This window comes from Bacillus paramobilis (assembly GCF_038096195.1).
GTDB classification, from domain to species: domain Bacteria; phylum Bacillota; class Bacilli; order Bacillales; family Bacillaceae_G; genus Bacillus_A; species Bacillus_A mobilis.
The window spans coordinates 2,194,332-2,209,845 of record NZ_CP151108.1; the positions used below are offsets into that span (position 1 = coordinate 2,194,332).

Genomic DNA, 15,514 nt, shown 5'->3' on the forward strand with positions numbered 1-15,514 from the left:
TATGAATACGGATGTACAACAATCTTTTTTAAACAATATCGCACGTAAACTAAACCGAGAACGTCGCTCTGGGGTCACTCCTCCTAGGTGGAAAAACGATCCGCTCAGGCACTATCCTAAAGAGATAAATCACGAAAGATTGATAGAGCAGTTTATTGCAAATTTGCAAATTTTACATACAGAAGTAAGTCATATATACCGTTCAGAAATAGAGAGTGCACTTCAGTACATTGTACATAAATTTAATGTTCAATCTGCGGTGTATTGGGATGATGATAGATTACATCAACTTGAAATAGGAAAGCATTTAACAGGAAATTTCGTTTCTCATCGAATTTGGAAAAGTAAAGAAGGGGAAAGCGAACTACGGGATTATGCAGCACAAGTGGATATGGGAATTACATATGCCGAAATGGGACTCGCTGAGACTGGAACCGTTGTTTTATGGAATGGTGGTGGACGCGGACGTTTAGTTAGCGTTTTGCCAGCAGTTTATGTAGCGATTCTCTCAGAACATACAATTTATAGACGTTTAACAGAAGGAGTAACTAGCATTCACGAACAGGTTTCGAATGGATTACCTGCCTGTATTAATTTTATTACTGGGCCTAGCCGGACAGGTGATATTGAGATGGAATTAGCTTTTGGAGTTCATGGTCCTGGAAAGGTTCATGTCATTTTACTAAAGGATTAGAGAGAAAAACAAAAGAATACGAGGGGGAGTGAGGATTTTGATGAAGAATAAATTTCGTTATTATGTCTTTACAATGCTCACGTTTATTACGATGGTAAATTATATTGATCGAGGAGCCATCGCTTATGCGCAGTCTTTTATTATAAAAGAATATGGCTTTGACCCGAAGGAGTGGGGCGCTATATTAGGGTATTTTGGTTACGGTTACATGATTGGTTCTTTATTAGGAGGTATTTTTTCTGATAAAAAAGGACCGAAATTTGTATGGATCGTAGCAGCAACTGCTTGGTCTATTTTTGAAATTGCGACCGCTTTCGCTGGAGAAATAGGGATTGCTGTTTTTGGAGGGTCTGCTTTAATAGGATTTGCTATCTTCCGCGTTTTATTTGGCTTAACAGAAGGGCCATCTTTCGCGGTTTCGAATAAGACAGCAGCAAATTGGGCAGCTCCAAAAGAAAGAGCTTTTCTAACATCTCTTGGTTTTGTTGGTGTTCCGTTAGGTGCAGTATTAACGGCGCCTGTAGCGGTTCTGTTGCTATCTTTCACTAGCTGGAAAGTAATGTTTTTCATCCTCGGTACAATTGGGATCGTATGGGCGATTATTTGGTATTTTACTTTTACGAATATGCCTGAGGATCATCCACGCGTAACAAAAGAAGAACTAGCTGAAATACGAAGTACGGAAGGTGTGCTGCAATCCGTAAAAGCAGAGAAAGAAACTCAAAAAGAGCCATGGTACTCCTTTTTTAAAGTTCCGACATTCGTTATGGTTACGATAGCATATTTTTGCTTTCAATATATCAATTTTTTAATATTAACTTGGACACCGAAATATTTGCAAGATGTATTCCATTTTCAATTATCCTCCCTTTGGTATCTTGGGATGATTCCTTGGCTTGGCGCTTGTATCACATTGCCGCTAGGGGCGAAGCTATCTGATCGTATTTTACGTAAAACAGGGAATCTTCGTTTAGCTCGAACAGGGTTACCAATTATTGCTTTATTCCTTACAGCAGTTTGTTTTAGCTTCATTCCCGCGATGGATAATTATGTAGCTGTATTAGCGCTTATGTCGCTTGGAAATGCGTTTGCTTTTTTACCGAGTTCATTATTTTGGGCGATTATTGTCGATACGGCTCCTGCTTACTCAGGAACATATAGTGGAATTATGCATTTTATCGCTAATATCGCGACAATCTTAGCTCCGACTTTAACTGGATACTTAGTTGTAAGTTATGGCTATCCTTCTATGTTTATCGTAGCTGCCATTTTGGCCGCTATTGCAATGGGGGCAATGTTATTTGTAAAACCAGGGCAGCAAACGCAGAATGAAAGCTTATTTAACTGGAGTAATAAGAAGGGGTTAGAGGAACCTCGTGCTAATTTTGAATGAGTAATGAAGTGAACCCGAATAGTGGTATATGAAAAAACTCCTGAATTTGCATACTGAGTATGCAAATTTAATGGAGTTTTTTTCATTACACGGAAGAAATAAAGTGAAACGATCAACAACATACAGAAGTATAAAATGACATATAAATCTCTATGATTAAATGTTTGATGCGAAGTTTATTCTATAGCTTCGCCTATTTGTTTTGTATTCGAAGTTTGTGCGAGTTAGAGTGTTTATATTCATTTTTTAGGCTGAATTGCATGTGAAATCAAAACTTTGTTTGTAGTACATAATAAATACAGTTGTTTTCCTTTTTTAATTACATGTGGATATAGGATGAAGTTAATTTATTATCCTATATTAAAATAAAAATAAACCACTGTTCGATTTGAATATTCCACGATATAATGGTGAGAGTTTATGACAGAATAAATATTTACATAAGAAGTGAGGTACTGTATGAAAAAAAGAACGACAGACATTATTTTTATTATTATCGGTGCATTTCTTTTTGCGTTAGGTGTCAATTTGTTTGTTATCCCGAATGAGTTTGGTGAGGGCGGGGTAACAGGTATCACGATTATTACGTACTATTTATTTGAATGGTCACCGGGTTTAGTTAACTTAATTTTAAATGCGATTTTGTTAATAGCTGGTTATAAATTTTTAAATAAGATCACAACAATTTATACGATTATCGCTGTAGTTACGAACTCACTATTCCTTCATTTGACAGAAGGTTGGACGATTGCTTCGGATGAAATGCTCGTAAATGCCATTTTCGGAGGAATATTTATTGGGTGCGGGATTGGTCTTATTATTCGCGTTGGCGGAACAACAGCAGGTACTACCATCTTAGCAAGGATGACGCATAAATATTTAGGATGGAGCATTAGCTACGGTCTACTGTTCTTCGATTTAATCGTTGCGTTTTCATCTTATTTCATCATTGGTGCAGAAAAACTGATGATAACAATTATTATGCTATATGTAGCAACGAAAGTGATGGAATTTGTAATTGAAGGCTTAAATCCGAAGAAGGCTATTACGATTATTTCTGATAACCCAAATGAAATCGCCGGTAAGGTGACTACATTAATGGGCAGAGGGGTTACGGTGTACTCAGGTCATGGCTATTACACGAAAACGCCGAAGGAAATTCTTTATGTTGTTATTAATAAGCAAGAAGTAGTGAAGCTAAAGAGGATTGTTCAAACTACGGATCCAGCTGCGTTTATCGCTATACATGATGTTCGTGACGTATTTGGAGAAGGATTCGTTGATATTTCTAAAGCTTAGAACTTATTTTTCATTAAAATAATCTTAATACTAAAACGTAAGAATCTATTTTGAATAATCTTTTTTCAAAATAGATTCTTTTTCTTTTTCTTGCAAAAAATCCAATTGTTTCTTAAGGTAAGGATGTAGAAGGATAAACAAGAGAGGGTTTAATGAAGATGATACATATTTTATTAGCTGATGATGATAAGCATATTAGAGAGTTATTACATTACCATTTACAAAAAGAGGGGTTTAAAGTTTTTGAAGCAGAAGATGGAAAGGTAGCGCAAGACGTATTAGAGAAAGAAAATATTCATCTTGCGATAGTAGATATTATGATGCCATTTGTTGATGGCTATACGTTATGTGAAGAAATTCGGAAGTATCATGATATACCGGTTATTTTATTAACGGCGAAAGATCAGTTAGTTGATAAAGAAAAAGGATTCATTTCTGGTACGGACGATTATATTGTAAAACCGTTTGAGCCAGCTGAAGTTATTTTCCGTATGAAAGCATTACTACGTCGTTATCAAATGCTGAATGCTGATATGATTACACTGCACGGTACGACAATTGACCGAAAAGGGTTTGAAGTGAAGTGTAACGGTCAAACGATTTTATTACCACTGAAGGAATTTGAGCTATTATCACAACTTGCTAGTTATCCAGGAAGAACATTTTCAAGAGAAGAACTAATTGAATTAGTATGGGGAATGGATTTTGAAGGGGATGAACGAACGGTTGACGTTCATATAAAACGTCTCAGAGATCGTTTCTCAAAACGAACGGATGATTTTCAAATTACGACGGTGCGCGGACTCGGGTATAAGTTGGAGTTGAAATAAAATGAAATCATTATATTCTAGATTTGTTTTTATGACAGTTGGTATTATGCTTCTTAGTAGTATTATCGGCTTTTTATTAACGAACGTATATTATCAAGTGAAGTTAAAACCGTATAATAGTGAAAAGATTTTAAAGTATGCTGAAGAAGTTAAATCGTTATATGAAAAGCAAAGTGAAGAAAATCAAGAGGCATACTTACAGTCTATTGCGAAGCTAGGGTATGAAATTTATATTGTCGATGATCAAAAGAATGGAAAGCGTATCGGTAATGCGTTTCGTAAGACGACAATAAGTGATGATACCGTTCATAAAGTATTGAATGGCGAAACGTTTAATGGCGTTTCTACATATCCGACTCGCCTCTTTATTACAGGTTTTTTCGATAATGAATTAATTAATAGTGTCGGTGTCCCGGTAAAACACGGTGATAAACAGTACGCTTTATTCATTCGCCCTGACATACAGCAACAATTTGGCGAGATGCGAATCTTCTTAGCGGTATTACTTGGGTTTATCGTACTATTAAGTATTATCTTTATAGCGATTGCAGCAGGTTATATCGTTCGTCCGATTCGTAAATTTACGAAGGCCACGCAAAAAATTGCGAGTGGTGAATATGAAATTGAATTAGACGTAAAACGAAAAGATGAAATAGGAACGTTATCTACAAGCTTCCAAAAGATGACGAAAAGTATTAAAGAACTAGATGAAATGAGACAAGAATTCGTTTCAAATGTTTCGCACGAATTCCAATCACCACTTTCTTCCATACAAGGGTTCTCAAAAACGTTACAGTCAGAAGAGATGAGTGTGGAAGAAAGAAACCATTACTTACAAATTATTGAGGGCGAAAGTAAGCGAATGTCTAGTTTATGTAAACAGTTACTTACGCTAGCTTCTTTAGATAAAGAAGAGAAAGTGTTGCAAATAAAAGAATTCAATTTGCAGAAGCAAATTAAAGACGTGATTTTTATGCTCGAATGGAAATGGCGTGAAAAAGATATCGCCGTTGAATTTGATGTGCCAGACATTACATTTCAAGGTGATGAAAACTTACTTCATCAAGTATGGAGTAACATCTTTACGAATAGCATTAAGTTTTCAAATGACGGCGGTACGATTGAATTTGTTGTTGAAGAATTGGAATCAAGTGTGATGATCTCTATATCAGACAACGGAATTGGTATGGAAAGAGAAGAAATGGACCGTATATTTGATCGTTTTTACAAAGTAGATACAGCTAGGGCGAGAAACGTAGAAGGTAGTGGGTTAGGGTTGTCAATTGTGCAGAAAATTGTGGAACTGCATAACGGAAACGTTTCAGTGTATAGTACGAAAGGGGAAGGGACTACTGTTCAGGTGGAGTTTCCGAAATAAATGGAAGAGGCTGTTTGGAAAAGGCCTCTTCTTTTTTTGTCGCTAGTATACGTTGTAAAGTGAAAAAATGTGAGTCATTTTCATTTCATAATCGGACGAGTTTGTGGAGTAAGATCAGGAGGAAGTTTATTTGAAAATGTAGAATCTCTACAGAGTTAGAAGGAGTGTATTAAAACTTGAACCGTGTAGGGAGGAAATTACTTTGAAACGAACTGACTTGTTATTAAACGTACTAGATTCAACATTCGATAAAGAGAGTTGGTATGCACCGTTTAAATATGCTATAGAAGGACTTACAGCCGAACAGGCTATGTGGAAACCATATGGTGAGGCAACGAATACCATTTGGGAGAGCGTTAATCATCTCATTTATTACAAAGAGAGGCTTGCTGCAAACTTGGAAGGCCGTGAATGGACACATAATCTTGACGGGAATGACACCTTTTATCTTACTAAGCAATCTAATGATGATACAGAATGGAAGGAAGTCGTTGAACGTTCTGAAAATGCTCAGCGTAATTTAAGACGGGTATTAAGTGTAATTTCCGAAAGGGAGCTCGAGCGAAATTCACTTGAGGGGAAATTACTAGATATCATGCTTCATGATGCTTATCATACAGGTCAAATTATTCAATTAAGGAAAATGCAGGGGTCTTGGCCATCAAATCGATAATTGAACGTTTTAGTTGGTGCTATTGTTATATTTTTAGTAAAGTATCTTACATCCAAAATTAAATAACTATATGTTTAACCCCGTCCCAAATTTAGAACGGGGTTATGTTTGTTCCTGTTATAAAGCTGCACCTTTCCCGCGCTCTTCCTTAAACCGAACCCCAAAAGTATCCGCTGTAATTTCATCAGCTTTCGGCAAAGCTCGTAATTTTGGATGAAGCAGCCATACGAGAGAGATAAATAAAATCCCGATGCTAGCGAGTGCGAAAATGAGTTGGCTACTAAATACATTTGCAGCATATCCACCAATTAAAGAGCCAAACGGCATAGCAATTGTGCCCATACTTCGCATGACTGAGTTAATACGTCCAATATATTGATTTGGAATTACAATTTGACTAATTGTCGCAAACAATATGTTCGTGGCTCCAATTGGAATCCAAGCTAGGCCGAATAAAAAAATAGATAACCATTGAACCGGTACAATCGTAGAGAGAAACCAAAAGATAGCGCCAGTCGCAAAGCCAATAATAGAGACACGGCCAACATTACGTTTACCAACCCATGAACTGAATAATGCACCGAGGAGACTACCTGCTGATATAGCAGCTAAGAAGAAGCCATATGATTTCACGCCTCCTAAAGAATCAGCGAAAGAAGGGAGTATTGCCATCGTCATACCGATTGAAAAATTAGCGACTACTGAACCGATTAAGAATACGCCCATTAATGAACGGAAGACGATCGAAAAACCTTCTTTTAAATCAGAAAAATATTGTTTAGTTGATAGCGATGTATTGGTTTCTGCTTGTTTCGGCATTTTTAATGAAAAGAATAAAATGGCAGTAATCGCGAATGTAAAAGAGTCGATTACATATAAAGTGATTGCGCCAAGTAGTGCTACTAATATGCCTGAAAGAGTCGTGCAAATTAAATCAATGCCTTGATACGCAAATGAAAAGAGTGAATTTCCTTTTAATAATTGTGTTTTATGCAGTAGAAGTGGTAAAGCTTTTGATTGTGCGGGATAGGCGAATTGTTCGATAAAGGCTACGATGGGCATAATAATCAGTAGTAGTTGAACTGTTAATACATCGAAGTAGTGTGTAATAGGAATGATTAAAATAAGAATGCATTGCAAAACTTGTGTGATGACGAGGGTGTTTTTGATTGACCATCTATCAACGAATGGACCGGTAAGAAATTGAAGTGTAGAAGGTAATAACGTAAGAAAACCAGCTAATCCAGAATAAAAAGGATTACCACTCAGCTTGTATACGAGCCACATCGCGGCTACATAATACAAGCTATCTCCTATGTTTGTAAAAATTCTCCCTAAAAATAATAAGAGGAAATTCCGGTTTTTTAATATGTCCATTTAATCTACTCCTTTATAAAAAAATTATTCGGTAAAATAAATTTGACCGTTAGTGTAAAAAAAATCGTATTACGATTTTTCTTCTTTTTTCACAAAGCGCTGCATCGCTCGTTCATCGATTTGTAGTGCAGTAGTAGAAATGTAAAAAGATTTACTATTTGGATCTTTATCTGCGTCTTTTGCAATCTCATTTAATTCAGCCATTAATTCATGAAACTTTTTCACCCATACTTGAAATTGTTCTGGCGTTGCATCAAACTCCCAGCAAGACGAAACGTAATTCCACTCAGCTGGATCTTCGCTTACTTTTCGTAATGTAAAAGCTTCTTCTGGTGCAGCGAGAATATGGCTTTTCGTTCTTTCTGTCATTTGTAAAAAGATTTGGCGACCTGATTCACTTAATATTTCTAAATGAGGTAATAGTTCAGCAGCAGGGGTAAAACCTCTAGCGACAGATTGATAAAACTTTTGAACGATGCCATTCTTTTCTTCTGTATAAACAATTTCTATAAAACCATTCTTTTCTAATTCTTTTAAATGATAATGAATTTTCGCCCTTGGAATGCCGAATTTCTCAGATAGTAGTTGTCCTGTATAAGGACGTTCGCATAGACGCATCATCATTTCGACACGTAGTGGATCGCTTATTGCTTTTAGTTGGCTATAAGTAGTTAGTGTTAACATGGGCTTCAAAATGATCAACTCCTCAAATAAAATTACTCGGTCAATATTATTTGACTGAATTGTATCAAGGATTTAAATTATTTTCAATACTTTCTGAAAATTTAATCTTATCCTCTGTAATCTTCTGTTCATATTCCGTTCATATTTCTTTTTTATGATGAGTGCATAGAAAGAAAGAGGAAGGAGCGAGCGAAATGTTTTTAGCTCTGCGTGAATTAAAACAATCAAAATTAAGATACGGATTAATCGGACTGATTATGGTGTTATTATCATTTTTAGTTCTTGTTATTTCAGGATTAGCAAATGGATTATCATATGATAATGCTTCATCGATTCAAAATATGGAGGCAAATAAGTTCGTCTTAGCAGATGATGCGGAAAATAAATTACTTCGTTCACAAATTAAGCAAGATGGTGTAAATAACGTAGTAAATCAAGTAGGCGAGAAAGAGGCCGTTCCGTTTCGTGTGAAAGTTTCAACGTATGAAAAGAAAGACAGTTCGAAAAAAGTGGATGTTGCTATTTTCTCAAGTGAACGCGATTCATTTTTAGAACCGAAAATTGTAAAAGGTGAGAAATTAGGTACAGCAAACAACGAAATGGTTGCTGATGAATCAATTAAAGAAAAAGGAATCGATATTGGAGATACAATTATCGATCCTGTTTCAAAGAAAGAATTTAAAATCGTTGGATTTACGAAAGATCAAATGTTTAGCCATACACCAGTCGTTTATGTAAATGAAGACGTATGGGGTGCTATTTCACAACCAAACCAAAAAGATTATAGTGCAATTGCGCTGAATACAGATAAAGACATTAAAAATGCACATGTTATCGACAAAAAAGAAGTATTACAAAGTATTCCAGGATTTAAAGAAGAGCAAGGAACATTAACGATGATTATTGCGTTCTTACTTGTTATCGCTGCGTTACTAATCGGTGTATTCTTCTACGTCATTACACTGCAAAAAACACAGCAATTAGGTGTATTAAAAGCAATCGGTACAAAGAACTCTTATTTAGCAAATAGCTTAGTCGTACAGGCGTTATTCTTATCAGTTGTGGCGATGGTAATCAGCATTGTTCTTGTACAAGGATTAGAACAAATTTTACCAGCAGGTATGCCGTTCTTATTAACAACACCGATGATTGCACAATATGCAGCAATCTTTATCGTCATTAGTATTTTAGGAACACTGATTTCGTTATATCAAGTATTAAAAGTTGATGCATTAGAAGCAATTGGAGGCGGGATGTAATGACTTCATTATTAAAATTAGACAAAGTAAGTAAAGTGTACGGAGAAGGGAATACGGAAGTAACAGCCCTTCATCCGATGTCGCTTGATGTGAAAGCTGGAGAGTTTATCGGAATCGTCGGTCCTTCGGGATCAGGGAAAAGTACATTATTATCAATCGCGGGTGCTTTATTATCACCATCAAAAGGGGATATTTACATTCGTGAGCAAAATATTACGAAGTTATCAGAAAAGGAAATGACAGACATTCGTTTGAAAAAAATCGGTTTCATTTTCCAATTCGCAAATCTTGTTCCATACTTAAATGTAAAAGAACAATTGCTTTACATTGCAAAGCTTAAAAAAGATAACAAACAAGAATCTGAAAAGCGCGCGGATCACTTATTAGCAGCATTTGGATTAGGAGAAAGAAAAAATCATTATCCAAATCAACTATCTGGCGGGGAAAAACAAAGGGTAGCAATCGCTCGCGCGTTCATGAACAACCCAGATTTAATATTAGCGGATGAACCAACGGCAAGCTTAGACTCAAAACGCGCACGTGAAGTTGTAGAAATGATGAAACGTGAAGTGAAAGAAAGTCAAAAAGCAGCCATTATGATTACGCATGATGAAAGAATGCTTGATGTATGTGATCGTATATTGACGCTTAGAGATGGGAAGTTAATATAAAGAAAAAGGACAATCGCACATAAATGTGCGGTTGTCCTTTTTATAAAATATAGTTATAAGGGCCTTATTTTGAGAATAACGCTTTAATTTTATTTCGTGTTACTAATAAAACGCCGCCTAAGACAGATAACATACCTAAAGCCATATTGTTTGATTGCTCACTACCAGCGTTAGGAAGTTCTTTAGCGTTATTGTTTTTAGTACTATTGTCTGTTTGCGTTTGTTTCGATTGAGATACTTCATTAATTTTGTTATCTACATTTTGCTTCGTTGTATGTACCTCAGCTAATTTGTCATCAATTTTTTTCTCAGTATGTTTAAAGTCGTTGATTTTAATATCTAAGTCTTGTTTTTTCTTTGTTAAATCGTCTGAAACAGTTTGTTTCGCTTGTTTCATTTCGTTAATTTTATTTAGTAAATCTTCTCTAGCTTTTTGTAATTCAGCTAGTTTGTTTTTTACATCTTGTTTAGCTAGTTCTAAGTTAGCGGAAAGACTATCTAAATTGCCTTTAATTTTCTTAAGTTCCTCTAACGTGTTTCCAGTATTCGGCTTGTTTTCTTTTAGCTCAGCAAGTTTGTCCTCAGCAGTTTGTTTTGCTTTCTTTAACTCAGCTAATTTTTCATCTACCTGTTTTTTAACTTCCTTAAGTTCATTAACCTTTTGATCGATATTTTCTTTATGTTGTTTAATTTCATTCACTTTTTCATCGACAGTTTGTTTATGTTCTTTAATCTCATTAACCTTATTATCGATATTTTGCTTATGTTCTTTCACTTCAGCAACTTTATCTTCTACTTGTTTTTTATGCTCTTTCATTTCAGCGATTTTATCTTCGGCGATTTGCTTGTCTTGCTGAAGTTTTGCATCTAACTCTTGTTTACGTTGTTTCATTTCGTTAATTTTTTCATCAGCAACTTGTTTACGCTCATGTAGTTCATTAACCTTCGTATCAACATTTTCCTTAACCTTGTTAAGTTCATTCAATGTTTGATCCACGTTTTCTTTGTGTTGCTGCAATTTCGCGTCTAACTCTTGTCTATGTTGCTTAATTTCAGCTAATCGATCTCCCGTACTTTGCTGAGGAGTAGCATCAGTTACTTCCGCATGAGCAGAGTTTGCGCCAGCAATCATTGCTAAAGCTAGTGTAGACGCAGCGATAGTTTGTTTTGTTTTCATATTTTTATACCTCTTTTCTTTCATATGCATGAGCTGTTTTGTGTAAAATTGAGCATATAGAAGTAGATTATCTTATCATTATATACCATGTACGATGTCTAGAGGAAGTATTTGCATAATAATCTATCATTATGTAATTCTTATAGTCTTTTATTTTTGGATAGTGGAGAGGTCTTTAGCAAGATGAACAATTTCTTCTATAGTAGAGTTTACATCCTTACTATTACGAATAACAAACAAATAATCAGCCTCGTTTTCTATAGGATCTACCACATCTTCTTGAAGTGATTCAGACTGTTGTCGATCAAGTACTTCTTTGAAACTAGAATAACCACCTCTAAAAATATTCGTACTTCGCGTGCTTCGAGCTACTCTTTCGTAAAGTACATCATCTGGAATGTCAAAATGAACGAGTATGCGTACATATTCCTCTTTCTGAAACAATTCATTGAGTAAATACATCCTGCCGTTTCGGCTTCTATTGGAGTTGCAAATAATAAGGTGTAAACTCGTATGTTCTTTTGCATAATCAACAATGAATTTCGAAAGACCATGCTTAAATGCATTAGCGCCTTCAGCCGGCTGTAATTTTTCATAATGCGTATTAATAAATTCAGCTTGGTTATCTTGATCCATAACGAAAGAGTGGGGTAATTCTTTTTCTAATGCTCTTGAAAATGTAGTTTTTCCGCTGTGTGTTTTTCCTACGGTAATAATGACGAATCGTTTCATATTGACCTCCATTTGTATTGTTATAATTTGGAACATTCGATGTGTATCGACAATTTTCCTGCTAGAGAATGTACAAAGTGTCGGAGTGGTAGTAGGCTGGAAACTTGACAAAAAAACTTATTTATGCTATAATTTACCAAAATAAAAATAAGGTGTATAATAGGGTTCTCCTGGCCAGGGGAACCCTATTTTGTTGTGAAAATGAAGGAGTGTATATGCGTGAAAAAAGGTGAATCAAGTGTAACGTCACTAGTATCAGCTTTCGGAAGGGCGTATCATAGTGAATTTGATAGTCCTAAAATTTTTGATGATTATGTAGCTAAAGATTTTATTCCACAAAAAGAACGTAATGATATCGAAACGAATATGGTTCAAGGAATCCATTTTTTCAATACAGACATTGCACAGCAGTTTCAAGACAATCCACAAGAAATATTAAAATGGATTACACAAGTTCAATTATCGCCAACACCTTTAGCACGCGCCGCATATTGTGAAAGAGTATTACTACATGAAATTATATTAGGAGCAACACAATACGTTATACTCGGTGCAGGCTTAGATACATTTAGTTTTAGACATCGAGAATTAGAAAATCAAATAGAAATATTTGAAGTGGATCATCCTTCTACGCAAGCGTTTAAAATACAAAGAGTGAAAGAAGTAGAGTATGAAATTCCACGTAATCTGCATTTTGTTTCGATGGATTTTACTAAAGGTTTCTCGAAGCAAACATTAGTAAATGAAGGGTTTGAAAATAAAAAGACTTTCTTTAGCCTATTAGGTGTAACGTACTATTTAACGAAAGAGGAGCTATCTAGTTTAATAGAATACTTATTCGAGATGGTTCCAGTGGGGAGCTCTATCGTATTCGATTATCCGGATGAAAACTTATTTACGGAAAAAGGATTGTCCAATCGAGTGGGAAATATGGTTAAAATGGCTACAGTAGGCGGAGAACCGATGAAATCGTGTTTTTCTTATACCGAAATGGAAGCACTGTTAGAGAAGGCGGGCTTACTCATTTATGAGCATTTATCACCTGAGGATATTCATACATTATACTTTGAAGGACGAAACGATTATTTAAAAGCTTTTGAGACGGTGCATTATGTGCATGCGGTGAAGAAGTAGGAATTAGTAGGCATGGGGAGAAATCTCTGTGTCTTTTTTTGTGGGAAAACAAGGGGGGAATATTAGTAGGAAGGGAAATTCGATAATTTAAAGAATATGAAGTATGAATGTAATAAATTAAGTAGCAATGATAAAGGAGAACGTAATGTACACAATTGGACAAGTCGCTAAATTTTTAGATGTATCTAGAGATACTTTGAAGTTTTATGAGGAAAAAGATTTGGTCAAGCCAAAGCAAAATATTGAGAATGGATATAGAAAATATAATCATTTTGATATATATGATATAACAACGGTCAATTTCTATAGGGAAATGGATATCGAAATAAAAAAAATTCAGGAATTAAGAAAAAGTAAGAGTATAGAGGGAATAAAATCATTGTTAGAAGAGAAAGAACAAGAAGTTTTAGAGGAGATAGAATATAAAAAACTTCTTTTAAAAAAGCTTCAACTTGTAAAAGAAGATTGCGAAAAAACAACGCAATTCTTAGGGAAATACGTAGTAAAAGAAATGAAGCCATTAGAAGTAAACGGAGAAATAGAGCATTTTACTGCATATGATGAATATGAATCTTTGAAAAAGAATACGGATAGTTTAAAAAAAGCAATTACTTTAACATCTTTACGAAGAGTTATAAGTTTTAATAAAGAAGGTATTATAGAAGATAAATTTATAATTGTAAGAAAAGTAGAAGACTTTGATAAAGGATTAGAAGGGGAAATTCTATCGCATCCAAAATGTATTTATACAGTTATTGAAGATGGAAGATGGGCAACTGGTGGGAAAAGTATTGATCATAATGTGGAATCCAGTTTAAGAAAAGCAGCAATAGAACAAGGGCATGAACTTTTGGGGCTAGTGTATATAAATATATTACTTACCACATATGAAGATGAAATTGAGCGTATATTTTTAGAGGTTTATGCACCTGTAAAATAATGAAGGTATGTATTGACCTGTGAGTAACCCCCAGGTTTAAGCTGAAAGTATCTGTGAATATAACTACTATTATGTTTACGAAATACTTAGTTTGAAATGGGGATTTTGCATGAATAGGGAAAAGAAACTCAAAAAACCAGTAGCGAGTTTTATCGTACTAACCAATATCATTTTTCTGCCACTTTTTTTGCTTGTAGGTGCTATAAGTATACTAGGATTCCCAGCATGGGTTTTTGATGTAATGTTTTGTATATCATCTTGGTCCTCAACTTTTGCTTTTGCCGTGCTATTTAAGAAAATCTATCCGGGGCAGAGCTTTATACAGTTTGTAAAAGAGAAATTCAAGAATAAACTTAAATTTTCTGTGATTCTTACTACAATTATGATTCAAGCCTTCATATTTTTGATAATTTTATTTCATGTATCTAAAAATAGTAAAGTAGACTCTATTTTTACTGTCACTTCATGGGGAATGCTAATCTATTTCTTTGTTAAAAACTTTCTTGCGGGGCCATTGGGAGAAGAACTAGGATGGAGAGGATTTGCACAAATTGAGCTTCAAAAGAGGCATTCACCACTAAAAGCTTCGCTAATTATAGGATTTTGGTGGGGGATGTGGCATCTACCTATTTGGTTTACTACAGGATTTGTAGGCATGGACCTAATTAAATATATTCTATTTTTTATGATCTCTATCATATCTATAAAAATCGTCATGACTGCATTTTATAACTTAAATCAAAATCTAATCATTCCAATCATTATCCATCAATTCTTTAATTTCTTTATTGGCATCATAAACGGAAACTTAATCGATCTAATCATGTATAACGCGATTTTTTATTTAGTAGTTGCAGTTGTTTTAATTGTTGTGAACCCAAAGAGAGTTCTGTATGGAGCGGAAGATATAGATAGCAGGAATGGAAAATATTAAGTACATTGCTATTGGAAGGCGGGGAATGATGAAAAATTATATAGGGATAGCCGCTGCTATAAGTATTTTTATCCTTACAATTGTTTTTCTATATTTCAACCCATATAGCAATCAAGAGCTTGATAAGGAAGTATATATCACTGTATTTTTCATGTTCTTACTTCCTTCTTTTCTAGCAGTAATTGCGGTAGTTGCAAGGAAAAAGACTTTTATGATCGCTTATTACCTGAAACTCTTTATTTAAGTGTAGCTGCAATACTTACGTTATGGAGTGTATATAGTATATTTTTAATAATTTATTTTATATGTATCGTTTGGATGAAAGAGAGAAGTGCTTGA

General features: G+C 34.9%; 16 protein-coding genes. 12 read left to right on the forward strand and 4 right to left on the reverse strand.

Going from position 1 to position 15,514, the window contains the following annotated elements:
• Position 1 precedes the first annotated feature (1 nt).
• From AABL52_RS11355 to AABL52_RS11380, 6 genes are all read left to right on the forward strand, one after another.
• Complete coding sequence (locus AABL52_RS11355) at positions 2 to 694, forward strand: LutC/YkgG family protein (RefSeq protein ID WP_341519415.1); 693 nt, start codon at positions 2 to 4, stop codon at positions 692 to 694.
• A 40-nt stretch (positions 695 to 734) separates the two neighbouring features.
• Complete coding sequence (locus AABL52_RS11360) at positions 735 to 2,087, forward strand: MFS transporter (RefSeq protein WP_341519712.1); 1,353 nt, start codon at positions 735 to 737, stop codon at positions 2,085 to 2,087.
• A 459-nt stretch (positions 2,088 to 2,546) separates the two neighbouring features.
• Entirely contained in the window at positions 2,547 to 3,386 is an 840-nt protein-coding gene (locus AABL52_RS11365) for a YitT family protein (protein ID WP_000747488.1), read from the forward strand.
• Between the two features lie 152 nt (positions 3,387 to 3,538).
• On the forward strand, positions 3,539 to 4,216 hold the full coding sequence (locus tag AABL52_RS11370; RefSeq protein WP_341519416.1) for a response regulator transcription factor: 678 nt from the start codon (positions 3,539 to 3,541) through the stop codon (positions 4,214 to 4,216).
• Between the two features lies 1 nt (position 4,217).
• Positions 4,218 to 5,594, forward strand: a complete 1,377-nt coding sequence (locus AABL52_RS11375; protein WP_341519417.1) for a sensor histidine kinase — start codon at positions 4,218 to 4,220, stop codon at positions 5,592 to 5,594.
• A 202-nt stretch (positions 5,595 to 5,796) separates the two neighbouring features.
• Entirely contained in the window at positions 5,797 to 6,267 is a 471-nt protein-coding gene (locus AABL52_RS11380) for a DinB family protein (protein WP_341519418.1), read from the forward strand.
• 117 nt (positions 6,268 to 6,384) lie between these two features.
• Here AABL52_RS11380 and AABL52_RS11385 read toward each other — a convergent pair whose 3' ends face one another.
• The gene (locus AABL52_RS11385; protein WP_341519419.1) at positions 6,385 to 7,644 is read right to left on the reverse strand and encodes an MFS transporter; all 1,260 of its coding nucleotides are present in this window, start codon (positions 7,642 to 7,644) and stop codon (positions 6,385 to 6,387) included.
• Between the two features lie 69 nt (positions 7,645 to 7,713).
• Positions 7,714 to 8,337, reverse strand: coding sequence for an ArsR/SmtB family transcription factor (locus AABL52_RS11390; RefSeq protein WP_341519420.1), 624 nt, complete (start codon positions 8,335 to 8,337; stop codon positions 7,714 to 7,716).
• A gap of 185 nt (positions 8,338 to 8,522) precedes the next feature.
• Between AABL52_RS11390 and AABL52_RS11395 the strand changes: the two genes are divergently transcribed.
• On the forward strand, positions 8,523 to 9,587 hold the full coding sequence (locus tag AABL52_RS11395) for an ABC transporter permease (RefSeq protein ID WP_341519421.1): 1,065 nt from the start codon (positions 8,523 to 8,525) through the stop codon (positions 9,585 to 9,587).
• The gene (locus AABL52_RS11400) at positions 9,587 to 10,258 is read left to right on the forward strand and encodes an ABC transporter ATP-binding protein (RefSeq protein WP_064449276.1); all 672 of its coding nucleotides are present in this window, start codon (positions 9,587 to 9,589) and stop codon (positions 10,256 to 10,258) included. The genes AABL52_RS11395 and AABL52_RS11400 overlap by 1 nt, the downstream gene beginning before the upstream one ends.
• Before the next feature lie 64 nt (positions 10,259 to 10,322).
• On the opposite strand, the gene AABL52_RS11405 is transcribed toward AABL52_RS11400, so the two are convergent.
• Together AABL52_RS11405 and AABL52_RS11410 are read right to left on the reverse strand one after the other, a co-directional pair.
• Positions 10,323 to 11,435 carry an LPXTG cell wall anchor domain-containing protein gene (locus AABL52_RS11405; protein WP_341519422.1) on the reverse strand — a complete coding sequence of 371 codons (1,113 nt, stop codon included), beginning with the start codon at positions 11,433 to 11,435 and terminating at the stop codon, positions 10,323 to 10,325.
• Positions 11,436 to 11,585: 150 nt separating this feature from the next.
• The gene (locus tag AABL52_RS11410; protein ID WP_341519713.1) at positions 11,586 to 12,179 is read right to left on the reverse strand and encodes an ATP-binding protein; all 594 of its coding nucleotides are present in this window, start codon (positions 12,177 to 12,179) and stop codon (positions 11,586 to 11,588) included.
• A 207-nt stretch (positions 12,180 to 12,386) separates the two neighbouring features.
• On the opposite strand from AABL52_RS11410, the gene AABL52_RS11415 reads away from it, so the two are divergent.
• The 4 genes from AABL52_RS11415 (at position 12,387) to AABL52_RS11430 (ending at position 15,419) form a co-directional block, all read left to right on the forward strand.
• Positions 12,387 to 13,301, forward strand: coding sequence for a class I SAM-dependent methyltransferase (locus AABL52_RS11415; RefSeq protein ID WP_341519423.1), 915 nt, complete (start codon positions 12,387 to 12,389; stop codon positions 13,299 to 13,301).
• A gap of 145 nt (positions 13,302 to 13,446) precedes the next feature.
• Positions 13,447 to 14,241, forward strand: a complete 795-nt coding sequence (locus AABL52_RS11420; RefSeq protein ID WP_341519424.1) for a MerR family transcriptional regulator — start codon at positions 13,447 to 13,449, stop codon at positions 14,239 to 14,241.
• 109 nt (positions 14,242 to 14,350) lie between these two features.
• Positions 14,351 to 15,175 carry a CPBP family intramembrane glutamic endopeptidase gene (locus AABL52_RS11425; RefSeq protein WP_341519425.1) on the forward strand — a complete coding sequence of 275 codons (825 nt, stop codon included), beginning with the start codon at positions 14,351 to 14,353 and terminating at the stop codon, positions 15,173 to 15,175.
• Between the two features lie 25 nt (positions 15,176 to 15,200).
• Positions 15,201 to 15,419: a hypothetical protein gene (locus AABL52_RS11430; RefSeq protein ID WP_340420465.1), complete on the forward strand. Its 219-nt coding sequence runs from the start codon at positions 15,201 to 15,203 to the stop codon at positions 15,417 to 15,419.
• The last annotated feature ends 95 nt before the right edge of the window (positions 15,420 to 15,514 follow it).